A 24,764-nucleotide genomic window follows, 5' to 3' on the forward strand; every position below is an offset into this window, starting at 1 on the left:
CGCTCCTATGCTGCCGCTTTGCGTAAGAAATAGCCTTCAATTCGGCCTTTAAACATGTTTTCCAGCGCCCCAGAGAAGAGGATCACTAGACCTTGGATCACTACCACGATTTCAGGTGTGATGCTTGGAATCTCAAAAGCCAACTCCGCACCACCTTGGTACAAGGCACCAAACAAAATCGCAGCCAAAATAATTCCGATTGGGTGGTTACGCCCCATCAACGCTACCGCAATCCCAGCAAAGCCATAGCCTGCGGTAAAGTTTAGCAACAGGTTGTGGTTAACCCCCATGATTTCGTTGACGCCCACCAAACCCGCGAACGCACCTGAGATCAGCATCACCCAAATGGTCACTTTGGCATTATCAATCCCTGCATAACGTGCCGCTGTAGGGTTCGTGCCCACAGTACGTAGCTGGTAGCCCCAACGGGTATGCCAGACCAAGGCCCAATAAATCACACAGCCTAACAAGGCTAGGATAAAGGCTAGGTTCAAGGGCGAGTCACCAATGTCTAGGCCAAGAGGCGTGAAGATGTCATGCAAATAAGGTAGCCAAGCACTTTCTTGGAAAGTACGGCTAATTGGCGACATCATGCCTTCTTCTTTTAGCCAGTTCACCATTAGATAAACCATCAAGGAGGAGGCAATGAAGTTGAACATGATGGTCGTGATTACGATGTGACTACCACGTCGAGCCTGCAAATACGCTGGAATGTATGCCCAAGCAGCACCAAAGACCGCGCCACCAATAATGGCCAAGGGGGCGATAATGATCAGTGGCATGGAGCTGTCTAACCATAGGCACAACAAGCCCACGCCCAAACCACCGATATAAGCCTGACCTTCCCCACCGATGTTAAACAGCCCCGCCTTGAAGGCGATAGAGACCGCAAGACCGGTGAAGATTAAGTTCGTAGCGTAATACAGGGTGTAACCGATACCTTCGTCATAACCAAACGCACCGTATAAAAGATAGCCTGCCGCTTCGAATGGGTCCTGACCAATGGCCACAAATACCAAACCCGAAACAAAGAAGGCTAGCAGAATATTTAACAGTGGGATCAAGCCTACGCTGACCCAAACAGGGACTTTCGCCTGACTCATGGGTTTGCTCCTTGTCCCTCGTTCCACGCATTGGCCATCATCAAGCCAAGGGTGCGTTCATCCGCTTCGCTGGCAGGGACTTCGCCCACCACAGCGCCATCAAACATCACAATAATTCGATCACTCAAAGCCATAATTTCATCAAGTTCCACGGACACCAGCAAAATGGCTTTGCCTGCATCCCGTAGTTTAACAATCTGCTCGTGAATGTTTTCAATCGCCCCTATGTCTACCCCACGGGTAGGCTGGCCGATCAACAACACATCTGGGTTTTGCTCCACTTCACGAGCGATAACAATCTTCTGCTGGTTACCACCAGAGAAATTCGCCGTTTTTAACAGAGGGTTTGGAGGACGCACATCCCAATCCGCCATGCGCTGTTCACACTCTTTGAACATCGCTTTACGGCTCATCAACCAGCGACCGTTATAAGCTTCTGAATTGTGGTATCCCAACACGGCCGCTTCATAGGCTTCAAACCCTGTCACCAAGCCCATCTTATGTCGGTCTTCTGGCACATGAGCCATCTTTAGCTCACGCATCTGTGCCGCGTCTTTGGGGGCGTTAGGCGTAATGGTTTGACCGGCAAATTCAATCGACCCAGACGACATGGTTGCGATGCCTGACAGCACGTTTAGCAACTCACTTTGACCATTACCGGATACCCCAGCAATACCTAGGATCTCACCGGCTTTCAGCTCCAAAGAAACCTTCTTCAGACGCTCAACCCCTTGCTCATCAAATAGAGACAAGTCTTTCGCTGACAAGACAGTTTGCTGTGGCGTAGCATCGTCTTTATTAACCTTAAGACGTACTTTTTTACCGACCATGAGCTCAGCAAGCTCTTCTTTATCAGTGGTGGCCGTTTCACGGTGGGCTACCATTTCCCCTTGACGCATAACCGAAACGTTATCCGTGGAGGCAAGAATCTCGCGCAATTTGTGGGTGATCAAAATCACCGTCACACCCTGCTCTTTCAGGGATTTCAGGATTCTGAATAGGTGATCCGCTTCCTGTGGTGTTAACACCCCAGTAGGCTCATCAAGAATCAGAATTTTGGCACCACGGTACAAGGCTTTGAGGATTTCTACACGTTGCTGCAAACCCACTGGCAGGTCTTCTACAATGGCATCAACGTCCACATCTAGGTGGTATTCAGACTCAAGGCGTTTGAGCTCTTCTCGAGCGGCATCAAGACCATGCTTGAGCACGGCACCGCCTTCCGCCCCCAATACGATGTTTTCTAGTACCGAGAAGTTCTCGACCAACATGAAATGCTGGTGAACCATGCCGATGCCTACTTTGATCGCATCTTGGGAATTACGAATATCGACTTTTTCACCATCAATGGAGATCGACCCCGTATCGGCTTCGTAAAAACCGTAGATGATGCTCATTAGAGTGGATTTCCCTGCACCGTTTTCACCAATGATGCCGTGAATGGTGCCAGTGGGTACTTGCAGACTGATGTCTTTGTTTGCCTGCACGGCGCCAAAGCGCTTAGAGATCCCTTCTAACTCGATTGCGTATGGAGGTGTTTGATTGCTCATAAACCGTTCTATTTAAGAATTCTAAACAAAAAAAAGCAGCTACTCGCCCTGTTAGCGAGCAGCTGCTTGACTACGTATTAGTAGTTACAAGTATTGTCTGACATGTAGTCATGTACTTGGATATCGCCACTGATGATGTGCTGCTTCACATCTGCAATTTTAGTCTTCATCTCTTCAGTGATTAGACTTGCGTTGTTGTCATCAAGCGCCCAATCAACACCGCCTTCTGCTAGGCCAAGTACCGTTAGACCAGATGTCCACTCACCCGCGTTCGCATCTGCAAACACCTTGTAGGCAGCCAGATCCACACGCTTAACCATTGAGGTCAGCATAGTGCCTGGTTGAATGTGGTTTTGGTTAGAGTCAACACCGATGGCCAATTTGCCTTCGTCTTTAGCGGCTTGGTAAACACCGATACCGGTACCCCCAGCAGCAGCGAAGACTACGTCAGCACCTTGAGAGAATTGGCTTTTCGCAAGCTCAGAACCTTTAGTCGGATCGTTGAACGCTGCACCAGTAGAGCCAGTCATGTTTTGAATGACAGTTGCATCAGACGTGATGTACTTGGCACCTTGCTCGTAACCACAACCAAATTTGCGGATCAGAGGGATGTCCATGCCACCCACGAAGCCCACTGTGTCTGTTTTAGAAGCCATAGCCGCCAAAGCACCCACTAGGAAGGAACCTTCGTGCTCTTTGAAGACAATAGACTGCACGTTTGGCTGATCAATCACACCATCAATGATGCTGAACTGGATCTCAGGGAAGTCTTGCGCCACTTTCGACACAGCAGACGCCATGTTGAAACCCACAGCAACGATTGGCGTGTAGCCACGTTTAGCCAAGCGGCGTAGGTTTTGCTCTACCTGAGCTTCGTTTTTAGGCTCAGATTCACGAACTTGAATACCTGTGTCTTCTGTGTACTTCGTAATACCGTTGTAAACACCTTCGTTGAAGGATTTATCAAATTTACCCGCTTGGTCATAAACCACTGCTGGTTTGATATCAGCAGCTTGGGCAGAAGCCGCTGCGATTGCTAGCGCTGTAGCAGATACAAGAAAGACACCTTTCATTCTCATTCCTCTTTATATTGGTCTGGGTAGCCCGCTTTTAAGATAAAGCTGGCTAATCGGTCAAAAATAAACTGATTACCGTTTGAGCGCAATCCTCGCTTGCACAATTGCACTATTATTTCAGGGAAACCCTAAACAATGCGGCGATTCCCTGTAAAAGGTAGACGTTGAACGCATTTTTCGCTGTGAAATTAAAAATCAGCAATAAACATGCCCAGACGCTATTTTTGACATTGCACGCAGTAAACAGTGCTGCGTTGCCCCTGACGAATTTCTTTCAATGGGGTTTGGCACACTCGGCAAGGCTGCTCGGCCCGACCATAGACCTTAAGCTCCTGTTTAAAGTACCCGGGCTTACCATCACCACCAATGAAATCACGCAGGGTCGTACCGCCCTGCTCAATCGCGGCGGCCAACACGAGTTTAATCTTCTCTACAAACACGGCTAAGCGGGCTTTGCTGATGTTGCCAGCAGCTCGGGTTGGACGAATCCCCGCCATAAACAGGGCCTCATTGGCATAGATATTCCCCACACCAACGACCACTTTACTGTCCATAATGAACTGCTTGATCGCCTGTTTTCGACCCCGAGTCTTAGCGTACAAATAGTCCACATTAAAGGCTTGTGTTAACGGCTCAGGACCTAGGTGATTCAGCAATTCATGGTCTGTCCAATTCCCTTCTTGCCACATCATGGCACCAAAGCGGCGTGGATCGGTATAACGCAAAACCGGTGACTGCGCACCAAAATGGATATCAACATGGTCATGGAACAGCGGCGGCGTATTGGGTTCCACAAAGTACAAGCTACCGGACATCCCCAAATGAATGATCAAGGTCCCAGCATCCGTATGCACACCAATGTATTTACCACGGCGAGTCACATCCCGCACCGTTTGATTAGGCAGCTTTTCAGATACTTCGGCAGGGATCGGCCAACGCAATTGAGGCTGGCGAATCTCAATGGCAGAAATGGTTTTATTTAGAATATGCGGCGCAATGCCGTTTTTGGTGGTTTCGACTTCGGGTAATTCAGGCAAAAGAAAACCTCCTTATATTGAAGCGTTCAAGTATAAGGAGGTTTCTCACTGTAGACACGCTTTAGCGTAACTTAAGCTTTACTGCCTACAGCTTGTAGCGGTTGTAGAAGTCCCCACACCGATGTCATTACACGTAAATGAGGCACCCGCGATCTGAGCATTACCAATGTCCACCCGGCTAAGGCTAGAAAGTCCTGCCAACGCTGCTTTAAAGTCCGCCACCGTCGTATCCGTAATATTGGAATCACGAATATCCAGTCTTTCCAACGACGTATAGGAAGCCACATCGAAATTCGAGATATCACCATTTTCTATCTCTAAACGCGTCATCTTAGATTTAGTGAAAGGTAAATCCCCTCCTAGATCGTATGTCGCTCTATTGGAAGAACCGGCTCCATATTTTAGTTTTATTCGCTCAAGTTTTGGTAATGAGTAATTGTCGAATGCATCATAAGAAGTAATATTGGTGTTCTGGATATCAAGAAACCTCAAACTACCATCAGAACCACTGACACCATCCAAAATAGTCACTAGATCAGTTCCGTCGATATCGGTATTAGAAAGTTCCAACTTTTCTATATTGGACCAAACAATTCCACCACTTACCAATTCAGCAAGACTTAAAGTAGCCTTCGCCGTGTTACCACTCACTCTTAACTCAGTAACGTTATTCCAAGTTGTATTCCATTGATCAAAATCCGTCACAACCCCTTCCGATATAGACAGTTTTCTCAAACTAGTCAGTCCATCAATTGCCGCGACATCGGTATTAGTTAATGGTAGCCCCCAGAAGAAAAGGAACTCTAGATTGGTCTTATCTGCACTTGTATCATTGATAAACGCCGCCAAATCAAATTTTTCGGGCCGATTATCAGAGTCATACTCAGAAAGCTCTAGCTTAATTAACTTCGTCATTGAATCGATAGCATCATAGCTTTCTAAATTCAAATCATCGCCATTGCTATCAACTTGATCACTAATCAACAACCATCTTAGATTGATTAAAGCTGAAAGGTCTGAAATATCACTGATTTGGTTTTCATACAGTGTAAGCTTTTCTAGCTCCGTAAATTGTTGCAACCCTGCAACACTAGTAATACCAGCATCCTGCCGGTTAATCTCTTCAACCTGCTCTATGTAATCGAACTCTAGAGCAGTAAATTGAGCCTTTAGAACAGAATCGGTGATCAAGTTTAAATTTACGCTTGTACCACCAGTTGAACTACTGGTTACATAAGCATTCGCTTTGTCTTTATCGACATACCAACGTTCATTGTTATCATCACCATCACAGTCTGAGCTGTTATCGTCCTCGTAAAAACAAACAACTAAGTAGTCATCACTAGAAGATTTGATACTACCTGTACCATCAACGCTCATTTTTCCCGAATCAACAGACCAAGAGTATTCCTCAAGGAAATAATCGGAGCCATCTGCAGAATCAATGTAACCTTCTCCCCAGTTAACCGTATTACCTGAGCTGGCAAACACCGCCGTAGAAATATCCGTGACACCATTTGATTGTGGTGATGTTATAAAAAATCGCTTACCTAAAACCAACGACTCACTAAAACTTGTCGTTCCAGCCAAACTTGAATTATTTGAACCACTTGAGCTACCCGAATCAGTCGAGCTATCGCTATCGGAATCACTGTCCCCACCACAAGCCGTCAAAAAAACGACTGATGATAAGCCTAGAATTTTTAAAAACTGATGAGAAAATGGCATTGCTAAATCCCTGCATTTCGTTTTGAAGAGATTATAACTTAACCTATTTTTTGAACATTTGGTTACTTTTCGAACAAAAAATTTACACAAGACTTATAAATTGACAATTTATAAACACAAAAAAGCCGGCGCTAAGGCCGGCTTTCTCATTACAAATCAGGCGAAATTATTTAATTTTCGCTTCTTTGTACATCACATGCTTACGAACAACAGGATCGTACTTTTTCATCTCCAATTTGTCTGGAGTGTTACGCTTGTTCTTGTCAGTCGTGTAGAAGTGACCAGTACCTGCAGAAGATACCATGCGGATTAGATCGCGAGCGCCTTTAGAAGCCATAATTCAGATTCCTTATACTTTTTCGCCACGGGCACGCATTTCAGTCAAAACTGAATCGATGCCTTTTTTATCGATGATACGCATACCTTTAGAAGATACACGAAGACGAACGTAACGGCTTTCACTTTCTACCCAAAAACGGTGCCAGTGAAGGTTAGGAAGAAAGCGACGCTTAGTGTGACGCTTTGAGTGAGAAACGTTATTACCTGTAATAGGACGCTTCCCAGTAACTTGACATACGCGAGACATAATTAAATACCTTATGCTATCCGAAGATTATTGGAAGTTTGCACTTCCTCAGGCGGAGCGTGGGTCACTCTGGAACTCTTTAAAATTACAACATCAAAGAGGACGCGGGGGCCACAAAATCCCGTACCGAGGATATAGCGGCGCGAATTCTCTCACAGCGCCCCCTAAACAGCAAATCATTTGTTAAAAAATGATCAATCGCCTTCATCTTAGTTAGACCAAACCTCGTTCGGCCAAAGACAGAGGCCGCTCATCCCCAACAATAAAGTGGTCCAGCAATCTCACATCAATAAGATCTAATGCTTTGCGAATACGCTCGGTAATATTGATGTCCGCTTGGCTAGGCTCTGCCACACCGGATGGATGGTTGTGAGCCAAGATTACCGCTGCGGCATTATGGGTCAGCGCCGCTTTGACCACTTCTCTTGGGTACACTGCCGCACTGTCCACTGTGCCCATAAACAGCTCTTGATATCGAATAAGCCGATGTTGGGAGTCGAGAAATAAAACCGCAAATATTTCACGCTGGGCATGGCGCAACTGAGTGGATAAATAGGTACGTACTGCTTCGGCGCTGTTAAATACCGTGTCTCGTGTCAGCTGCTCTTGCAGATGTCGTTTCGACATTTCCAGCACCGCTTGCAGCTGGGTGTACTTCGCATCCCCTAAACCAAAGCCCTTGCAGAACTCTTCCCTTGAAGCAGACAACATAGGCCTCAGCCCACCAAACTCTTGCAACACCCGCCGCGCCAGCTCTACGGCACTCAGACCTTGAGTCCCCGTTCGCAGGAAGATCGCCAGCAACTCTGCATCGCTCAATGCATGAGCTCCTTGCTCTATGAGCTTCTCCCTTGGGCGTTCGCTGGCTGGCCACTGTTTAATACTCATACGCACCTCCATGTGATACTCTTTGACTCATTAAATCCGACCTTTTAGCGCTTCGTCCTGAAATGCCAAACAAGGTTAATTTTTCATCACTTTGTTACAAGAAGCTAAGTATGTCTAGTCTCGTCAACAAACGGATTCTAGTAGGTATCACTGGTGGCATTGCCGCCTATAAAACCATTGAACTGATTCGCTTACTGAGTAAAGCCGGTGCGGATATTCAGGTGGTGTTAACCGAAGGAGGCAAAGCCTTCGTCACAGAGATGACACTGCAAGCCGTGTCTGGCCACCCAGTGCGCAGTTCACTACTCGATCCAGAGGCCGAACAAGGCATGGGGCACATAGAATTGGCCAAATGGGCGGATCTCATCATGATCGCCCCAGCGTCAGCTGACTTTATGGCACGCTACGCACAGGGCATGGCAAATGATCTGCTCACGACCCTATGTTTGGCGACGGAAGCCCCTGTAGCCTTGGCGCCCGCCATGAACCAAGCCATGTGGAAGCACCCAGCCACCCAAGCAAACCTCGTGACTCTTCAATCACGTGGTGTTGCCATCATGGGTCCAGCATCCGGAGCACAAGCCTGTGGGGATGTGGGTGCGGGACGCATGGAAGAACCGGCGGACCTATTCGCCGCAATTGAGCAGCTTGTCACACCGGTACAACAAAACTTAGCAGGACAGCACTGGGTCATCACCGCAGGGCCCACCATGGAAGCCATCGATCCCGTGCGCTATATCAGCAATCACAGCTCTGGAAAGATGGGTTACGCCTTAGCTAAGGCGGCTCAAGCCCGTGGTGCCACAGTGACGTTAGTCAGTGGCCCCACGCAAATAGCGCCTCCGGCCAACGTAAAACTTGTGGCCATTAAAAGCGCCCAAGAAATGCTCTATGCCTGCCGTGCCGCGACGGCAAAAGGTGCGGATGTATTTATCGGGGCTGCGGCCGTTGCGGACTTTCGTATGAAGGACGTGGCGGAGCAAAAAATGAAAAAAACCAGCGACAGCAATGACCTAACACTTACGTTGGTGAAAAACCCTGACATCATTGCCACCCTATCGTCAGAGCAAGCCGCCCAATGCATGGTGGGGTTCGCGGCAGAAACCCAAAATGTTTTAGAGTACGCCCGCAAGAAGCTCGAGAGCAAAGGCCTTGATCTTATCATTGCAAACGACGTCTCACGCAGTGACATCGGCTTCAATCAAGACCAAAACGAAGTGACGGTACTGTCAAAAGATCAGCAATGGTCGCCAGAAAAATCCACTAAATCTGCTTTAGCGGATGAGCTGGTTGAACTTATTTTTCAATATCAACAGACACAAACGAGTGACACATGAAGCACCCTATTCAACTTAAAATTCTGAGTCCCAAAATCGGCAAAGAGATTCCTCTGCCTGCCTACGCCACAGAAGGCTCTGCAGGTCTCGATCTTCGTGCTTGTTTAGATGAAGCCGTCGTTTTGGAGCCGGGGCAAACCACCCTGCTACCAACGGGTTTGTCCATCTACATTGAAGATCCTAATCTTGCGGCCACCATACTGCCTCGTTCAGGACTGGGTCACAAACACGGTATCGTGCTGGGCAATCTAGTCGGTTTGATCGACTCGGATTACCAAGGGGAGCTGATGGTCTCTTGCTGGAACCGCGGACAAACCGCTTTTACCATTGAACCTGGCGAGCGCGTCGCCCAGCTTGTGCTGCTGCCGGTGGTGCAAGCAGAGTTCAACATTGTCGAAGAATTCGAAGCGACAGAACGCGGTACTGGGGGCTTCGGCTCCACGGGCATGAACTAAGCCTTTTGGATGAGTGGAGCATGAGAGTTGAGTTTTTCTCAACTTCTTTGCTCCATGAATTCACCCACCTCACCTATCCGGACTTACGTAATTAAATATCTCTGTAAGCGGTCAAATTTGCGTCAATTTATTTATTTTATCGCTAGAGTGAAACGCAAGTTCACGTTATTATTTTGACCCATAAGTGGTCGCTTACACTCATTGAAAGAACGGCACGTCATCGTTCTGATACATTTCTTCTGTAAGATTTAGACCTAACGCCTTGATCCAAACGCTCATATTCTGGATCGCCTACGAATAACAACAGGAGTTACCAAGCCGTGGCTTACACTCGCGAATCTGCCCTTGATGTTGCTCAAGTACTGAGTGAATCACTTCCATACATCCAACGTTTTGCTGGCAAAACGCTGGTCATCAAATACGGCGGCAACGCCATGACTGATGAAGCTCTACAAGCAGGATTTGCACGAGACATCGTATTGATGAAAGCCATCGGCATTAACCCGATTGTCGTACACGGTGGCGGCCCACAAATCGGTGAAATGCTACAAAAGCTCAACATCGAATCAAAATTCATCAATGGAATGCGTGTCACTGACGGCGCCACCATGGATGTGGTTGAAATGGTCCTAGGTGGCCAAGTAAACAAAGACATTGTTAATCTGATCAACCGTGCGGGCGGGAAAGCCATTGGTCTGACTGGTAAAGACAGCAACTTCATCAAAGCGAAAAAGTTGTTTGTGAAGCATCAAGCAGAAGGCATGTCTGCCCCAGAACAAGTAGACATTGGCCACGTTGGCGAAGTGTCTAGCATTGATACCAGTGTTCTAAGCGTCTTAGAAAACAGTGATTTCATTCCTGTTATTGCCCCTATTGGTGTGGATGACGAAGGCAACTCTTACAACATTAATGCTGACCTAGTTGCAGGGAAAGTCGCTGAAGCAGTGAATGCCGAGAAGCTCATGTTATTGACAAACATTTCAGGTGTTCAAGATAAGCAAGGCAATGTACTAACGGGGTTAAGCACCGCTCAAGTGGATGCACTGATTGCAGATGGCACCATTTACGGTGGCATGCTACCTAAAATCAGCTGTGCTTTGTCTGCGGTCAATGCAGGCGTTACCAGCGCAGTGATTGTTGATGGACGAGTTCCCCACGCCACTCTATTGGAAATCTTTACCGATACGGGCGTCGGCACCCTGATCACCAACCAAAACAAAGACGCTTAACTCGCTAAACTATTAATGACGATACGCGATAGGCAGTGATGATATGAGTACTAAAAAAAGCGACAGACGCACGGAAATCTTACAAGCACTGGCAGCCATGTTAGAGAGCAGCCCAGGTGCTCGTATCACCACTGCGGCCTTAGCAAAAGAAGTGGGCGTGTCTGAAGCCGCGCTTTACCGCCACTTTCCTAGTAAAGCGAAGATGTTTGAAGGCTTGATTGAGTTCATTGAAGAAACTCTGTTTTCACGCATTCATCGAATTATTCAGGATGAAAGTGACGTGACGGCTCGTTTGGAAATGATCCTCACCCTGACCCTTGGCTTTGCAGAGCAAAACCCGGGCATGTGTCGCCTGCTTACAGGTGATGCCTTAGCTGGGGAAACAGAACGCCTTCGCGTGCGCATTGCGCAATTGTTTGATCGTATTGAAACCCAATTACGACAAGTGATTCGAGAAGCCGACTTGAAGCAGTCTTTGCGCCCAGTCATGGGCACAATGCCCTGCGCTAACTATTTACTCGCGCTATTGGAAGGCAAAATTCGCCAATATGTGCGAACTGAGTACAAAACCAAGCCATTGCAAGCTTGGTCGGAACAATGGGAAGCCATTGCTCCAACATTGATGGCTGGCCGCTCTTAATCATAAGAACGGCCATCATCATTACACGCCGTATTGATCACGGTATGCTTTGATTGCAGAAAGATGTTGAGCAAACTCAGGAGAGTCCTGTTCAGCCAGATACGTCATGATGTCGTTAAGGGAAACAATGCTCACCACAGGCATAGAGAAATCTCTCTCAACCTCTTGGATAGCAGACAGTTCGCCACGGCCACGCTCTTGACGGTTTAACGCAATCAGCACACCTGCTGGCGTCGCACCCGCATTGTTGATGATGTCCATCACTTCGCGGATGGCAGTACCAGCAGTAATAACATCGTCAATGATCATGATCTTGCCTTGAAGCGGAGCCCCTACAAGGGTGCCACCTTCACCGTGATCTTTCGCTTCTTTGCGATTGAATACGTAAGGCGTATCAATGTCGTGATGATCGTAAAGCGCAACGGCTGTGGTTGTTGCTAAAGGGATACCCTTGTAAGCTGGGCCAAATAGGACATCAAATGGCACGCCCGCTTCAACCAAGGCAGCAGCGTAGAAACGACCCAATTTCGCCAGAGCTTGTCCAGTACTGAACAGGCCAGCGTTAAAGAAATACGGGCTTACACGACCCGATTTAAGTGTAAATTCGCCAAAACGTAGTACATTTTGCTCAATGGCGAACTCTATAAAGTCTCTTTGGTACGGTTTCATGCCAACTCCAGAAAGATTAAAAACTACAAATGAATTGCCTCTCGTGACAGGAATATGCTTTCCTGACGAACAATGGGCGCTAATATAACACACGGCTAGGAATTGTAGGGACCAGAAATGAAGGTCATCAGCCTTAATGTAAACGGTATAAAACAAGCAGCGGAACGTGGGTTCTTCGACTGGATGCTGCGTCAGAACCCAGATGTTGTGTGTCTGCAAGACATTCAAGCGGACGAACGCAGCCTTAATGACAGTGTTTTCTTCCCACCTGAGTACAATGCGTACTTCTTTGATTCACTCAATGATCCGGAAGAAGCTGGGGTTGCGATCTACTCGAAATCCATGCCTAAAGCGATTATGACAGGTATGGGGTTTTCGGAGTGCGACTTTGAAGGACGCTTTATTCAAGCGGACTTCGATAAAGTCAGCATCGGCTCCTTTTTGACACCTCATGGGTCTAACCATGAAGAAGCCTTACAAGAGCATAAGTACCGCTTTATGGAAGGCTTTAAGAACCACTTGATCAAAACACGTCGTAAACGTCGTGAATTTATCTTCTGTGGTACGACCAATGTGGCTCGTTCCCCTATTGACGTGAGCAGCTGGTTCGTCAATCAACGTAACTCTGGCTTTTTGCCTGAAGAGCGCAAATGGATTAACGAGATCTTCAACGATCACGAATACATTGATGCGTTCCGCCAGGTAAACAAGCAAGATAAGCAATACACTTGGTGGCCAGACTACGAACGGGCTTGGAAGCTGGACGAAGGGGGTCGCTTGGACTACCAGATCGCCACACCAGGCCTTAAGCACGTGATCCAAGGGGGCAGCGTTTATAAAGGTCAGCGTTTCTCTGACCATGCGCCACTGATCATGGAATACGATCTAGATTAATGAAGCACCATCAAAAAAGCCCAGCACTTAGTTGGGCTTTTTCTTAATACCTAAAAGCATTAGGCATCCAAAGCTTCAGCCTTAACGCTAACACGCAACTGATGCATGTCACCGGGCTTAATTGTGTAACGGTTTACCAAAGCATTTGCCGTTTCAACACACACAAACTCTTGATACTCGTGATCTTCTAAATCGGTACGCAATTTTGCCAAGGCTTCCCCTGGGTTCCAAAGTACCGTAGATTCACTGCCCTCTGTTTCGATGATCAGCTTACGGGACAATACAGGGTCCACCAGTTCAATACTGTTTGGAGCATTCACATAAACCCGATCAAGGGTATCACAAGGACTCACAGAGCCACTCTGCTGAAACTCTTTGCCCTCGTTAAACTTATCGATGTAAGTCACACCGTCCAAGCCAACTACTTGAGCCTGCTCTTGGCTGCCTACTTTAAAATAGGTATGCAAAGCCTCAGATACCGGCATGGAAGCTTCTGAAAGGTTTGCAGCAGAAAAGTTAACACTGAAGCCTTCCCCGAAGCGGAACACTTGTCGCAATTCAAACGCATGGGGCCACATTTCTTCAATCAGCGGATGATCTTCTGAGGCCAAACGAATCACAATCTTGGCATCGCCATTTTTGAAGCGTCCGACTTCCACCAACTCCCAGCGGAAGTAGCGCGCCAAACCATGGGCGGGAAAATCTTCGTCCTCAGCATTGGCTCCAAACCAAGGCCAACACACAGGCACACCAAAATGGCGGCGACCAAAGCGGGTTTGTGCCCCTTCATTGGTGGATTGAAACAACAGGTCAGGCTGACCTGCTGGAATAAAACTCACTAAATGACCGCCCCAAAGTGCAATACGGGCAGTGTAACTTGGCTGATCAATAATGATCTCATCACAATCTCTAAGACTTGCAGGCAGTATTTCTCCACCTAGCGCTTCCAGCTCTTGAATTAGCTGAGCATTCATTCGTCGCTCCAATCGTTCACGCAGTAGAGCCATATTAGCCCTTCAATCGGGTATTACAATAGTTTGACGTGATGCTTAACATTCAAATGGCAAAATAATGTCAGAATACAAAATAACACTTACCAATTCTGAGATATTAAGCTATAACGCAATCCATAAAAGGCTGTCTAAAACGCACCTTGAAAACCTATCTTTCACATCTCACTTTGGCTACATTTAAAACGCCAACCTCATTGAGAATTTTGCATTATGACTGATTTTTTTGATCAAAAAATGGTGGTGGGTAACGCCGAATGGTGCGCTTTTCCATCACTGAACATCCCAGCTATTAAAGCGCGTGTGGATTCAGGGGCAAAGACATCCTCACTGCATGCGGTCAATATCCAAACCTTCCAGCGTTCAGGACAACTCTGGGCCGCATTTGACGTACACCCTATCCAAGACAGTCGCAAAGTCGTGATCAGTTGTGAAGCTGAAGTCATTGACCAGCGCGTGATCAAAAGCTCTAGCGGTGACCGTGAGCGCCGTTTTGTGATCCGTGTACCGCTTCAGCTGGGAGATCGCACTTGGGAAGTGGAAGTCACCTTGACGGATCGTGACAGCATGGGCTATCGCATGCTCCTAGGCCGTGAAGCCATGAATGGCCGCCTGCTAGTGGACCCTCAAATCAGCTGTATTTTCGGTGATCGCTTGCAAGAATCCTTAGCCGATCTTTATCAAGCCCCTGAGATCAAAGAAGGCGGCCTTAAGATTGGCGTATTAGCCAGTAATCCTGAGCTGTACAGTAATCGCCGCATCATCGAAGCAGGTGAAGCCCGCGGTCATGAGATGCAGTTTTTGAACGTGCGTCATTGCTATATGAAGCTGGACGCTACCACCCCAGAGATCCATTATCGGGGCGGACGTATCTTGAACGATCTCGATGCGGTGATTCCACGCATTCGTCCAAGTATGACTTTTTATGCTTGTACACTGTTGCGTCAGTTTGAATCACTGGGCATTTTTTGCTTAAACGACTCCGTCTCGATCGCTCAATCCCGGGACAAGTTACGCTCGCTGCAACTCTTACTAGAGCATGGATTGGCCATACCCACCACAGGTTTTGCCAACTCACCACTCGACACAACGGATTTGATTAACATGGTGGGTGGCGCCCCATTGATTGTGAAGTTGCTAGAGGGCACTCAAGGTAAAGGCGTGGTATTGGCAGAAACCAAAAAAGCAGCCGAATCGGTTATTAATGCGTTCAAGAGCTTAAATGCCAATATTTTGGTGCAAGAGTTCATTAAAGAAGCCAGTGGTAAAGACCTACGTTGCTTCGTCATCGACGGCAAGGTTGTGGCTTCCATTCAACGGGTGGCGGCTCCTGGCGAGTTCCGCGCCAACATTCACCAAGGTGGCCGAGCCGAGCTTGTGAAAGTGACCGCAGAAGAAAAACGCATCGCCATAAAAGCTGCCAAAGCCATGAACCTTAAAGTGGCTGGGGTGGATCTTATCCGCTCTAACAATGGCCCATTGCTATTGGAAGTGAACTCCTCCCCAGGCCTACAAGGCATTGAAACCGCCACCAACGAAGACATCGCCACGCGCATGATCACGGCGATTGAAAAGCGCCTGGCGAGCAAACTTAGCTAGTCCCTTCAGATAAAAAAAGGCCACCCTAGGGTGGCCTTTCTTATATTAAACACACGGTACTAACCGTTGGCTTTCACAGTTTGGTTACGACCACCTTCTTTGGCTTTATACAAAGCACTGTCAGCGGCTTCCAGCCATTGGGCTGTCGTCTTATGGGATTCATCAATCTCACAAACCCCCATACTGATGGTGATCTTAATCTCACCTTTGCCTGTTTTAATCACGGCCTGCTCAATTTCAGAGCGCATTTTTTCACAATATTGGTAGGCGCCATTGATCCCAGTGTTGGGCAACAAAACGCAAAACTCTTCTCCGCCAAAACGTCCCACAAAGTCTCCCTTACGGGAACCCGATGACAGTATCTTCGCCACTTCTTGAAGCACCTGATCCCCAATAGGATGACCATAGGTGTCATTTACCTTCTTAAAAAAGTCGATGTCCGCCATCACTAAAGAATGCGGCCCTGCATTCCCCTTAGCAAAGGAATCAAATGTGACCTTGATCGCACGATCTAGACTAGAACGATTGTTTAGCTCGGTTAATCCATCAATTTTGCTTAACTGATCCAACTTACGATTGGCAGAGGATAAGGCTGCCTTATTAGTCGCCACATCCGTCACATCGTAGACCACCAAGCACAAATGGGTCACTGTGCCATTGGCATTGTTGATTGGTCTGATCACCACGTTTTGGAACATCTTTTCTGAAAGGCTGGTGATGGAGCGATAGGATTTAAACGGAAACAAATACGGTCGCTGCTCCCAGGAAACATATATGGGCGTACGTAGCGCCAACACATTATCAAGCTTCTGCTTTAGCCAATCTTGATTAATGGTTGGAAAAATCGAGAACAAGGATTTGGTACGAGCATTGCTGGAACTGACGCCAGAATGGTTTTCCATAAAGCCATTCCAAAGCTCCACTTCATAGCGATTATTAAGTACCACTAGCCCCACATCGATATGCTGAAGCATATCAAACAGCCAATGCAGCTCAGTCATGTCCGCTTGCTGGTTCATCTTAGTCTTCCTCTACCAAATAGGACAAAAGATGCTCAAGCACGGGCAAAGAGTCTTCTGTAAACAACATCATCAAATCACAGCTAATTTTATAGTTTTCAACTTCATACACGATTTCTACGGCGAGGGTTCGTTTCCACTGAGCACGCTTCACATTGATGAGATCCGCTACCTTGATATGCTGCCCCATCACCACTGGATGACTGTGGCTAAAATCGATATTCAGCTGATCACCGAGGGCTTTGATAAAGGGCCCAATCAATACAGATGACACATCCATTAACAGCTCAATTTCCATGTCACGGTCAATCTTTTCCGTTACATTTAACAGCTTAGCCATATCTGGGAAGCTGGAGTCAGAGAAGATCAGCAGGGCTTCCATAGCAATACCTGCTCCGACGAAGCCCTGAGTCACCGCTGAACAGCGACCGTTGTTCATGGCGCCATAGCTGAGGGCCATTTGCAACTCACTGACTTCTAGGATGTTTACCTTAGGTACAGGCAGTTTTACGAAGACATTCAACATATCCGCTAGAACACTCGCCGCACGCCCCATAGAGACATTCGACACCTCTTGTAGACACTGGCTCAGGGAGAAGTCTTCAACCACATCCCCTAAAATCAGTCCTCCTTCCGCATGTTCCATCCCCATTAGATGATGAGCTTCCAGAGCCGCAACCAGAACGGCTGAATCCACAGGTTTTTTCAAAAAGTCGATGGCACCTAAAGCTTTTACTCGCTCTAGGGCTTGAGCCTGAATGTCACCCGATACAACAATCACTTTTGGAGGATTCGCAATGGACTTTAACGCCTCAAGGGTTTGATAACCGTCCATTACAGGCATATTTAGATCTAAAAATAATAGGTCAACGGGGTGCTGACCAATATGATCAACTGCTTCCTGTCCATTATTAGCGAACTCTACTTGAGCATCCCATTCAGAGGGCAGAATGCGAGACAGCTGCTTTCTAGCAATGCCTGAGTCATCACAGATAAGAATTCGTTTACTCATGACGCTTTGGGGTACCTACTAATGGGCGTTAAATGTATAAATATATGATGATAGTATCTTTTTTAATCAATCATTTGTAGCAAAAAAGTGAACCTACACTCAGTTACACGAACGATAGCAAGGCATGAACCACCAATTGCTCATCGTACCTATCAGGCTTACTTGTTACCAATGGCGTTTTGACCACCTGCACTCCCCAGCTCTCCAGCAATCCCTCATCGAGGTCGCCATAATCATAGGTATCATCGAGTAACAACCAGTCTAACACTCTACTCTGGGCGTTAGACTCAGGCTCATCCCCCAGTAACATGGAAATCAAATAGCGCACCCGATCCATTACCCCCCAGCCTTGCTGCTCTGGGTCATCTCCCAAATTTGGCAGGTATATTTTCGGATTGAGGTTTTTAACAATCGCCCCAGACACCCCTTCCACCAATAAATTAGCCACTATGCTGGTAAAAAAGCTCCCCGGCGGATAGCAAATCAACGCAGCTTCCGCAATCTGATCTGCTCGATCTTTAGGGAGTGTTGGCGAGACCGGAGTGTAAGTGCTTACACCATCATTTAGCCAGATATTACGTATCGGTGAATCAAGTGGTTCAACTTCTTTGCCAGTAATCAGATGCTGACCGATCACCTGCTTTCCATTGGCAAGCGTGACCCCAAGGTGATACCCCTCATCAATAATGGTTGTTACTTGTCCTAGGGTTTCCACTAATCGAGAAAACAAAAATACGATGGGATCGAGTAGTTCTTGATTATTCAAATAACCACCAGCAATAATCAAGTTACCTACGCTTGCTCCTCTTAGATCAAAACCATCTGGAAGCTTCTTTTGTAGTCGGGACAACTGAGTCTGGATCAGCACCTTCATCGGAGCAACAATATTTGCCATCAGAGGGTGTTCCCCATCAACCAAGCTCTCAAGCTCTTGAAGTAGGCTTGCTGAGGATACTTCGTGACTCAATCGGTAACTAAACAACTGGTAAACATCTGGCTGACCTAACACTGTTTCATCAGCCAGGGCCATTATACGGCTTCGCAAATCCCCCACCGCAGGCATATTAAACGCCAAACGTAACTTTGCGGAGCTGCCTCCAGAGTCAAATGGAGTCACCATATGAATAGAGTGATGGGTATAACGTTTTAAACAACGGGAGATTTTATTTAGGGCCGACCCACCGCTGAAAAAAAGCAGTGCGGGCCCTAATTCAGGTGAGCTTTGGTAACGGTGAACCCGAACCATATCAGGAACAATTAACTTTCTCGATACACTGGGCATTGGAAGCCTTAACAAGAAGCCATAGAAGAATGACTTACTATAACGCTAATGTTTCCTTGATCTCTAGTAGTAGCGTTTTATAGGCTGCTTTTAACACTCTCATCAAGGCTAAAACTTGCCCATCATCATTAGCCTTTGCCGCGTCTTCTAGACGTTTACACAGGTCAGACAATGATTGCGCGGAGACCTCCGAAGAAGCCCCCTTTAATCGATGGGCAATCGATCGAACCTTTTCAAAATCCATACCCGCCACGGCCAACTCAAGTCGGTCCATGATTTCTTCGCTTTCTCGCAAATATTCACTCGCTACCAAGGCCATCAATTCCGCATTTTCGCCCATTCGACTGTTGTAATCTTTGTAGTCAAAATGCTCTAACACACTCATAAATCATCCTAAAATATTATCAGGGATCCATCGACTCAGTGCGTCTTGCAAATGTTGTTTGGTCACTGGTTTGGGAATGTGATCATCCATTCCAGCATCAAAACATAGTTTGTCGTCCCCTTTCATCGCATTAGCACTTAAGGCGACGATAGGTACTCGGCAAGACGTAGCACTGCCTCCAGACAACTGACGAATTCTTCTGGTCGCCTCATAGCCATCCATAACTGGCATTTGGCAATCCATAAAGATCAAATCATAGGGCTCTTTTTCGGCATACTCTAAAGCTTGAGCACCGTCCGCAGCCACATCAACACTTGCCCCTAAGACACCTAACATGCCCTTAGCAACAATCTGATTCGTCAAATTATCTTCTACTAATAATATTTTAGCAGTTACCCTAAATTCTGACTGTGTCTTTGCGTTAATTGGAGTGACGGTTTGTTGCGTTGATAGGGCTTGCTCAATAGAGGCTATTAAGGCCTTACGATGAATCGGCTTATAAATAGACGTGGCACAAAATTGCTCCACCTGACGCAGGTCCGTATTCTGCTCGGCCAACAAAACAACTTGAGAGGTATACTGACGTAACCGCTCAGTGGCGCCCCCTAGAAGATAAGCATCGTCCACAAAAATGATATCTTTTGAAGCTAATTCATCGGGCAATTCTGATTCATGACCAATGACAGTCAATGGTTTAGCATAATTGTCCATCAAGGCCTTTAGGTAAGACACATCCGTTTGGCTTGAAGCTATGTAATAACTCTGGGCCAGCATGACTGAAGGCGCCTCCAACTCGGTCATGGCTTTTGTTTCAAATGGTAAAACACACCAGAAAGTTGAACCTTCCCCTAAAGTACTGGCGACCCCAACGTCTCCATCCATGGCCTCTACTAACTCACGGGAAATCGCTAACCCGAGTCCAGTTCCGCCATAGCGACGAGTGGTAGAGCTGTCCGCTTGCTTAAAGCGCTGGAACAGACGGGACTGTAATTCATCAGAAATACCAATCCCAGTATCGATTACTGATATGCGAATCTGGGTATTTCCATTAGTTTGACTTAACACCTCCGCCACCAGGCGCACAGTCCCTCCTGCCGGAGTAAACTTGATGGCATTTCCAACCAGGTTGACCACCACCTGACGCACCCGCAAGCGATCACCATAGGCCCACATTGCTGGCAGCAAAGTCTCTGGAGCGACCAGTGTCACACCTTTTTCGAGGGCTTTGATACGCATCAAACTCGCCACATCTTCCAGCAGATCTTGGAGATCAAAATCTGCATAATCTAGCTCAAGCTCACCCGCTTCGATCTTAGATAGATCCAAAATATCATTGATTAAATCCAGCAAGGCATCGCCGCTTTGACTGGCTAATTCAACTAGCTTCTGTTGATCAAGAGAGAGTGACTTGCCCTGTAGCAACGACAAACTCCCCAACATACCATTTAAAGGGGTGCGAATTTCATGGCTCATATTGGCGAGAAATCGGCTTTTCGCCTGATTCGCTTCTTGAGCATCGGCAATGGCATGTTTCAGCTTCTGCCCAGACTCACGTAATGCCGCGTTAGCAAGGGAAAGCTCCTTGGTTCGGGCATCCACCTGTCGCTCCACTTGTGCCGCGTGACTGAACACTAGACAAAACATCCACCCCAATAAACCCGCGACAAATAGGCCACCCACTAAAACAAAGTGCGTTCCCCAAGGCTGAGTAATAAAACGATAACGACTGACATGCACCAATTCCCATCGATGCGCCCCCACAGGAATCATAGCCCTATGAGCGGAAGGAAAATGCCCTTGAGCTAGCCCTTGCATTAAAGACTCACCATCGAACTCCGCATTACCACTGGCAGACAGAATGTAAGGCTGGCTATTCCCCTTAGCACCAATACGATCCACCAAATATACTTGTGTATTGCCCAATTCATCGGGGCCCAAAATGCGGCTGGTCAAATCTGCTACTTCAAACAATCCGGTGGCCATGGCCACAAGCTTTTGCCCTTGGTACACAGGCAAAAACATCAGCACTGCTTTCGCATCCTGTACCAAAGTAATAGCGGGAGTCGGATGGGCGGCGTTGAGACGAATCGCCTCATTGATAGCGTTGCGGCGCAAGCGCTCAGAATATACGTCAAAGCCAAGGGCTAGCTTGTTCGGCTCTAGCGGATAAATCAGCCCCACTGACACATAGCGATCTCGTTCATCGACCGGAGCCAGCTTACCGTCACTATTGCGCTGAACAACCCTGAACGGCTCCCCATAAATATCACTCATATACCGCTCAAAACCCGGCAATTCAGAGCGAGAAATCACACTGTTAATCGACAAGGCTTTTAAAGCCCGGTCTCGGGCCATGATGTTGCTAGCATAATCAGAAAACTCATCCACGGTAATCACATTACTACCACGGACGTACCCAGCCAGCCCGTACAAAATGTCCACTGAGTTTTTAATACGTTCGCTTAGGGCATTGGCATTCAGCTCAGCATTACTTTGAAACACCTGCTGTTGCTTATTTAACTCAAAATACGCCGTAGAGACAGAGATCAAAACCGTGGTCAAAGCAACAATAAAGAGGGAAACCAAGACTCGCCCAGGACGATCAAAATACACTTCAAACCGTTTACGGAAGACCACTGCTAACCAGGGCACCGTCACAATGACGCCAACGGAATCCCCTAACCACCAGCTGAGCCAATTAAGCGGTACCTGAGAACTAGGTAAAATCTCAAAGAAATACAAAACACTAGTGCCCACACTCGCACTCACCAAACAGCCAATCGGACCGCCTAGTAAAATGAACAAAAGCACGTGGCGCACATTAAAAAACTCAAGACGCCCACCGATGAAGCGTCTAATAAGCCCATAACTGAAGAAGGTTTGTAGGGTACTTCCTGCCGCAATCAATGCAGGAATCAGAAAAGCAATGTCACCCGTATTTGAAAACCCAACGGACACATTGACAGCCATGGAGCCAAAGAACACACCAAAGGCAGCGCGATAACCAAATAGCAAACAAGCGGCTATGGCCACACCGGATGCAGGCCAGATCACCGTGGCATAACCAGGCGGCACCGCAAACAACAAACCAAGCCATCCCGCTAAGAAATAACTGATAGCCGTGAAAGACAAAACTTTAATTAGATGCGTCATAGAAGAGAGCGATACCTTTCTATCTCTAAACTAAGCCGTCTGAGAGCTACGGCAAGATTTTTATAATAGATCGGAATATAGCAAATAACATGCACAATCGCTGTAACTAAGTGCGTAAGGGCTAAAGATAAGGCAAGGAAAAAATATTTCTAGAAGTGGTGCCCAGAGGCGGAATCGAACCACCGACACGAGGATTTTCAATCCTCTGCTCTACCGACTGAGCTATCTGGGCATATCAAAAAAATGATGCAGGTTTAGGTCACTGCGGGACACTAAAAAGCCAGCTAAAAGCTGGCTTTTTAAATAATGGTGCCCAGAGGCGGAATCGAACCACCGACACGAGGATTTTCAATCCTCTGCTCTACCGACTGAGCTATCTGGGCAAGTGCGGCGTATTATAAACGACCGACTAAGCTCGTCAACAGTTTTTTAATTTTTTTAACAATAAGTTAGTAAATCGGGCAGCTCTGGTATGATGGTGCCAAGATAAGGAGTGAGTGACATGCTACACATCGTTTTATATCAACCCGAGATTCCACCCAATACAGGCAACGTCATTCGACTGTGTGCCAACACCGGATATACATTACACCTCATTGAGCCCCTTGGATTTGAGCTAGAAGATAAGAAGCTTCGTCGAGCGGGATTGGATTACCATGAGTTTGCTCACATAAATCGTTATCAAGATTGGGAACACTTCTTGAAACAAAACGAAGGCCAACTTGGCACTGTCTATGCTCTGACCACAAAAGGCAGTCACACTCACAGCGAATCCGAGTTTAAGGCCAATGATGTCTTAGTGTTTGGTCCGGAAACCCGCGGTTTACCGGCGGAGTTTATCGAAGCCCTTCCCCCTGCACAGCGATTACGTTTGCCAATGCAGCCAGGATCTCGCAGTTTGAACCTGTCCAATACGGTTGCCGTAATGGTTTATGAATCATGGCGTCAATTAGGCTACGCTATGCCAGCGGACACCTAATAGGACGCCCATATGGTACTAGGACACATTCTTAATCGAAGAGCACGCTCTAGACAGAAGTTCCGCAAACAAGTTCACCTAAGGGCCATGAGCGATCTACATCGTCGCTTCATGATGCTGGCGGCCGTGGTAGGCGCTCACAGCATTGCCATGGTCTATTTTGAAGACTTGGATTGGTGGCAAGCCTTTTGGCTTACAATGACTTCTGCCAGCACCACTGGCTACGGTGATTTGTCTGCGGCTACCTTCTGGGGCCAGTTTGCCACGATTGTTCTGATCTATGGCTTGGGGATTACCCTGCTCGCCCAGATTGCCAGTGACTACGTGGAAATCCGTCTGCAACACAAAGAAATGAAAATTAAAGGGCGCATGGAGTGGAGTGATATGCAGGACCATTTACTAATCATCAATACCCCAACCACTAACACTGAGCGCTACCTAAATTTATTGGTACAGCAGGTGTGCAATACACCGGAGTTGGAAGATGTTCCAATCCAAATACTCACCCCCAAGTTTCCAGAAGGCTTACCTGAAACCCTTAGGTCACAAGGAGTAGTCCATCACACTGGCGACGCTACAACCCCAGGCATGCTCAACTCTGCAGCCATAGATAAGGCCAAATACGTGGTTGTGCTATCCCCTGACAATCTTGACCCCCACAGTGATAGCTTGGTTTTCGACGTGCTGCACCGTATTAAAGAAATCGGATCAAGCGCCTTCATATTGGCAGAGGCCATTGATGATGCAAACCGAGACCGTTTTCGACAGGCAGGCGCTCGAGCGGTCATTCGTCCGGTACGGGTCTACCCTGAAATGCTCGTTCGCTCTTTGATCGCCCCCGGCACAGAGCAGGTGCTTGAAGACCTGTTCCGCTACCAAGGGGATCACACGGTACGCATCAATGTCTCTTTGAGCAGCATTCGCTGGGCAGACGTGGTCACAACCCTGATCCAAAAAGACATTGGCACGGCCATTGGCTATGAGGACACTCAAGGTAAGATAGTGACACACCCAAGTTCTTTTGAACGAGTCAATATACAAGCCTTAATCGTGCTCATCGGTGAAGAACAAACCACCCCAACTCCTCTAGAAATCCAAAAGCTATTTAGCTAGCAGCCATAAAAAAAGCCAGA

At 47.3% G+C, this 24,764-nt stretch carries 23 protein-coding genes and 2 tRNA genes; 8 read left to right on the forward strand and 17 right to left on the reverse strand.

The annotated features are described in order from the left end of the window. Positions 1-5: 5 nt before the first annotated feature. The 8 genes from ACFQ45_RS08480 to radC form a co-directional block, all read right to left on the reverse strand. Complete coding sequence (locus ACFQ45_RS08480; protein WP_377366645.1) at positions 6-1,103, reverse strand: ABC transporter permease; 1,098 nt, start codon at positions 1,101-1,103, stop codon at positions 6-8. Further along, positions 1,100-2,653, reverse strand: a complete 1,554-nt coding sequence (locus ACFQ45_RS08485) for an ABC transporter ATP-binding protein (RefSeq protein WP_377366647.1) — start codon at positions 2,651-2,653, stop codon at positions 1,100-1,102. The genes ACFQ45_RS08480 and ACFQ45_RS08485 overlap by 4 nt, the downstream gene beginning before the upstream one ends. A gap of 77 nt (positions 2,654-2,730) precedes the next feature. Next, positions 2,731-3,726: a BMP family lipoprotein gene (locus ACFQ45_RS08490; protein ID WP_377366648.1), complete on the reverse strand. Its 996-nt coding sequence runs from the start codon at positions 3,724-3,726 to the stop codon at positions 2,731-2,733. 221 nt (positions 3,727-3,947) lie between these two features. After that, positions 3,948-4,766, reverse strand: coding sequence for a bifunctional DNA-formamidopyrimidine glycosylase/DNA-(apurinic or apyrimidinic site) lyase (gene mutM, locus ACFQ45_RS08495; protein ID WP_377366650.1), 819 nt, complete (start codon positions 4,764-4,766; stop codon positions 3,948-3,950). A gap of 78 nt (positions 4,767-4,844) precedes the next feature. Then, a complete protein-coding gene (locus ACFQ45_RS08500) occupies positions 4,845-6,494 on the reverse strand; it encodes a leucine-rich repeat domain-containing protein (RefSeq protein ID WP_377366652.1) in 1,650 nt (549 codons plus the stop codon). Positions 6,495-6,660: 166 nt separating this feature from the next. Then, positions 6,661-6,831 carry a 50S ribosomal protein L33 gene (gene rpmG, locus ACFQ45_RS08505; protein ID WP_111637483.1) on the reverse strand — a complete coding sequence of 57 codons (171 nt, stop codon included), beginning with the start codon at positions 6,829-6,831 and terminating at the stop codon, positions 6,661-6,663. Between the two features lie 12 nt (positions 6,832-6,843). Next, positions 6,844-7,080, reverse strand: a complete 237-nt coding sequence (gene rpmB, locus ACFQ45_RS08510) for a 50S ribosomal protein L28 (RefSeq protein WP_055463997.1) — start codon at positions 7,078-7,080, stop codon at positions 6,844-6,846. Between the two features lie 213 nt (positions 7,081-7,293). Further along, a complete protein-coding gene (gene radC, locus ACFQ45_RS08515; protein ID WP_377366654.1) occupies positions 7,294-7,968 on the reverse strand; it encodes a RadC family protein in 675 nt (224 codons plus the stop codon). Positions 7,969-8,078: 110 nt separating this feature from the next. On the opposite strand from radC, the gene coaBC reads away from it, so the two are divergent. From coaBC to slmA, 4 genes are all read left to right on the forward strand, one after another. Further along, complete coding sequence (gene coaBC, locus ACFQ45_RS08520) at positions 8,079-9,305, forward strand: bifunctional phosphopantothenoylcysteine decarboxylase/phosphopantothenate--cysteine ligase CoaBC (RefSeq protein WP_377366656.1); 1,227 nt, start codon at positions 8,079-8,081, stop codon at positions 9,303-9,305. Next, the gene (dut, locus tag ACFQ45_RS08525; protein WP_377366658.1) at positions 9,302-9,760 is read left to right on the forward strand and encodes a dUTP diphosphatase; all 459 of its coding nucleotides are present in this window, start codon (positions 9,302-9,304) and stop codon (positions 9,758-9,760) included. Before coaBC ends, dut begins: the two co-directional genes overlap by 4 nt. A 320-nt stretch (positions 9,761-10,080) precedes the next feature. Continuing rightward, positions 10,081-10,989, forward strand: a complete 909-nt coding sequence (gene argB, locus ACFQ45_RS08530) for an acetylglutamate kinase (RefSeq protein WP_377366660.1) — start codon at positions 10,081-10,083, stop codon at positions 10,987-10,989. 43 nt (positions 10,990-11,032) lie between these two features. After that, the gene (gene slmA / locus ACFQ45_RS08535) at positions 11,033-11,629 is read left to right on the forward strand and encodes a nucleoid occlusion factor SlmA (RefSeq protein ID WP_377366662.1); all 597 of its coding nucleotides are present in this window, start codon (positions 11,033-11,035) and stop codon (positions 11,627-11,629) included. Positions 11,630-11,650: 21 nt separating this feature from the next. Here the strand turns inward: slmA and pyrE are convergent, their stop codons facing one another. Further along, positions 11,651-12,298, reverse strand: coding sequence for an orotate phosphoribosyltransferase (gene pyrE, locus ACFQ45_RS08540; RefSeq protein WP_377366664.1), 648 nt, complete (start codon positions 12,296-12,298; stop codon positions 11,651-11,653). A gap of 117 nt (positions 12,299-12,415) precedes the next feature. Here pyrE and ACFQ45_RS08545 point away from each other — a divergent pair, with 117 nt between their 5' ends. Further along, positions 12,416-13,192, forward strand: a complete 777-nt coding sequence (locus ACFQ45_RS08545; RefSeq protein ID WP_377366666.1) for an exodeoxyribonuclease III — start codon at positions 12,416-12,418, stop codon at positions 13,190-13,192. Positions 13,193-13,251: 59 nt separating this feature from the next. Here ACFQ45_RS08545 and ACFQ45_RS08550 read toward each other — a convergent pair whose 3' ends face one another. Beyond that, on the reverse strand, positions 13,252-14,166 hold the full coding sequence (locus ACFQ45_RS08550; RefSeq protein WP_377366668.1) for a D-hexose-6-phosphate mutarotase: 915 nt from the start codon (positions 14,164-14,166) through the stop codon (positions 13,252-13,254). Positions 14,167-14,415: 249 nt separating this feature from the next. Here ACFQ45_RS08550 and rimK point away from each other — a divergent pair, with 249 nt between their 5' ends. Beyond that, on the forward strand, positions 14,416-15,801 hold the full coding sequence (rimK, locus tag ACFQ45_RS08560; RefSeq protein ID WP_452600451.1) for a 30S ribosomal protein S6--L-glutamate ligase: 1,386 nt from the start codon (positions 14,416-14,418) through the stop codon (positions 15,799-15,801). Between the two features lie 59 nt (positions 15,802-15,860). On the opposite strand, the gene ACFQ45_RS08565 is transcribed toward rimK, so the two are convergent. The 7 genes from ACFQ45_RS08565 to ACFQ45_RS08595 form a co-directional block, all read right to left on the reverse strand. Further along, entirely contained in the window at positions 15,861-16,820 is a 960-nt protein-coding gene (locus ACFQ45_RS08565; RefSeq protein WP_377366670.1) for a sensor domain-containing diguanylate cyclase, read from the reverse strand. Between the two features lies 1 nt (position 16,821). Beyond that, a complete protein-coding gene (locus tag ACFQ45_RS08570; protein WP_377366671.1) occupies positions 16,822-17,832 on the reverse strand; it encodes a response regulator in 1,011 nt (336 codons plus the stop codon). A 103-nt stretch (positions 17,833-17,935) separates the two neighbouring features. Then, positions 17,936-19,114 carry a GAK system CofD-like protein gene (locus ACFQ45_RS08575; RefSeq protein WP_377366673.1) on the reverse strand — a complete coding sequence of 393 codons (1,179 nt, stop codon included), beginning with the start codon at positions 19,112-19,114 and terminating at the stop codon, positions 17,936-17,938. A gap of 37 nt (positions 19,115-19,151) precedes the next feature. Further along, complete coding sequence (locus tag ACFQ45_RS08580; protein ID WP_377366675.1) at positions 19,152-19,499, reverse strand: Hpt domain-containing protein; 348 nt, start codon at positions 19,497-19,499, stop codon at positions 19,152-19,154. A 3-nt stretch (positions 19,500-19,502) separates the two neighbouring features. After that, positions 19,503-22,652 (reverse strand): ATP-binding protein, encoded by a 3,150-nt coding sequence (locus ACFQ45_RS08585; RefSeq protein WP_377366676.1) that lies wholly within the window; start codon positions 22,650-22,652, stop codon positions 19,503-19,505. Positions 22,653-22,808: 156 nt separating this feature from the next. After that, a tRNA-Phe gene (locus ACFQ45_RS08590) sits at positions 22,809-22,884 on the reverse strand. Positions 22,885-22,959: 75 nt separating this feature from the next. Continuing rightward, positions 22,960-23,035: transfer RNA gene (locus ACFQ45_RS08595), tRNA-Phe, on the reverse strand. A gap of 119 nt (positions 23,036-23,154) precedes the next feature. On the opposite strand from ACFQ45_RS08595, the gene trmL reads away from it, so the two are divergent. Together trmL and ACFQ45_RS08605 are read left to right on the forward strand one after the other, a co-directional pair. Further along, the gene (gene trmL, locus ACFQ45_RS08600; protein WP_377366678.1) at positions 23,155-23,631 is read left to right on the forward strand and encodes a tRNA (uridine(34)/cytosine(34)/5-carboxymethylaminomethyluridine(34)-2'-O)-methyltransferase TrmL; all 477 of its coding nucleotides are present in this window, start codon (positions 23,155-23,157) and stop codon (positions 23,629-23,631) included. A gap of 12 nt (positions 23,632-23,643) precedes the next feature. After that, a complete protein-coding gene (locus ACFQ45_RS08605; protein WP_377366680.1) occupies positions 23,644-24,744 on the forward strand; it encodes an ion channel in 1,101 nt (366 codons plus the stop codon). The last annotated feature ends 20 nt before the right edge of the window (positions 24,745-24,764 follow it).

The organism is Rhodanobacter aciditrophus (assembly GCF_042679525.1).
GTDB lineage: Bacteria > Pseudomonadota > Gammaproteobacteria > Pseudomonadales > Marinomonadaceae > Marinomonas > Marinomonas aciditrophus.

Excerpts from the sequence above, each read along its gene's own strand:
- ACFQ45_RS08480 (WP_377366645.1), bottom strand. The coding sequence starts at position 1,103 with ATGAGTCAGGCGAAAGTCCCTGTTTGGGTCAGCGTAGGCTTGATCCCA.
- pyrE (WP_377366664.1), bottom strand. The coding sequence starts at position 12,298 with ATGAAACCGTACCAAAGAGACTTTATAGAGTTCGCCATTGAGCAAAAT.
- ACFQ45_RS08575 (WP_377366673.1), bottom strand. The coding sequence starts at position 19,114 with ATGCCCAGTGTATCGAGAAAGTTAATTGTTCCTGATATGGTTCGGGTT.
- ACFQ45_RS08545 (WP_377366666.1), top strand. The coding sequence starts at position 12,416 with ATGAAGGTCATCAGCCTTAATGTAAACGGTATAAAACAAGCAGCGGAA.
- rimK (WP_452600451.1), top strand. The coding sequence starts at position 14,416 with ATGACTGATTTTTTTGATCAAAAAATGGTGGTGGGTAACGCCGAATGG.
- rpmG (WP_111637483.1), bottom strand. The coding sequence starts at position 6,831 with ATGGCTTCTAAAGGCGCTCGCGATCTAATCCGCATGGTATCTTCTGCA.
- ACFQ45_RS08570 (WP_377366671.1), bottom strand. The coding sequence starts at position 17,832 with ATGAGTAAACGAATTCTTATCTGTGATGACTCAGGCATTGCTAGAAAG.
- trmL (WP_377366678.1), top strand. The coding sequence starts at position 23,155 with ATGCTACACATCGTTTTATATCAACCCGAGATTCCACCCAATACAGGC.
- ACFQ45_RS08490 (WP_377366648.1), bottom strand. The coding sequence starts at position 3,726 with ATGAAAGGTGTCTTTCTTGTATCTGCTACAGCGCTAGCAATCGCAGCG.
- ACFQ45_RS08585 (WP_377366676.1), bottom strand. The coding sequence starts at position 22,652 with ATGACGCATCTAATTAAAGTTTTGTCTTTCACGGCTATCAGTTATTTC.
- dut (WP_377366658.1), top strand. The coding sequence starts at position 9,302 with ATGAAGCACCCTATTCAACTTAAAATTCTGAGTCCCAAAATCGGCAAA.
- ACFQ45_RS08500 (WP_377366652.1), bottom strand. The coding sequence starts at position 6,494 with ATGCCATTTTCTCATCAGTTTTTAAAAATTCTAGGCTTATCATCAGTC.
- radC (WP_377366654.1), bottom strand. The coding sequence starts at position 7,968 with ATGAGTATTAAACAGTGGCCAGCCAGCGAACGCCCAAGGGAGAAGCTC.
- slmA (WP_377366662.1), top strand. The coding sequence starts at position 11,033 with ATGAGTACTAAAAAAAGCGACAGACGCACGGAAATCTTACAAGCACTG.
- ACFQ45_RS08565 (WP_377366670.1), bottom strand. The coding sequence starts at position 16,820 with ATGAACCAGCAAGCGGACATGACTGAGCTGCATTGGCTGTTTGATATG.
- coaBC (WP_377366656.1), top strand. The coding sequence starts at position 8,079 with ATGTCTAGTCTCGTCAACAAACGGATTCTAGTAGGTATCACTGGTGGC.
- ACFQ45_RS08550 (WP_377366668.1), bottom strand. The coding sequence starts at position 14,166 with ATGAATGCTCAGCTAATTCAAGAGCTGGAAGCGCTAGGTGGAGAAATA.
- ACFQ45_RS08580 (WP_377366675.1), bottom strand. The coding sequence starts at position 19,499 with ATGAGTGTGTTAGAGCATTTTGACTACAAAGATTACAACAGTCGAATG.
- ACFQ45_RS08605 (WP_377366680.1), top strand. The coding sequence starts at position 23,644 with ATGGTACTAGGACACATTCTTAATCGAAGAGCACGCTCTAGACAGAAG.
- rpmB (WP_055463997.1), bottom strand. The coding sequence starts at position 7,080 with ATGTCTCGCGTATGTCAAGTTACTGGGAAGCGTCCTATTACAGGTAAT.
- ACFQ45_RS08485 (WP_377366647.1), bottom strand. The coding sequence starts at position 2,653 with ATGAGCAATCAAACACCTCCATACGCAATCGAGTTAGAAGGGATCTCT.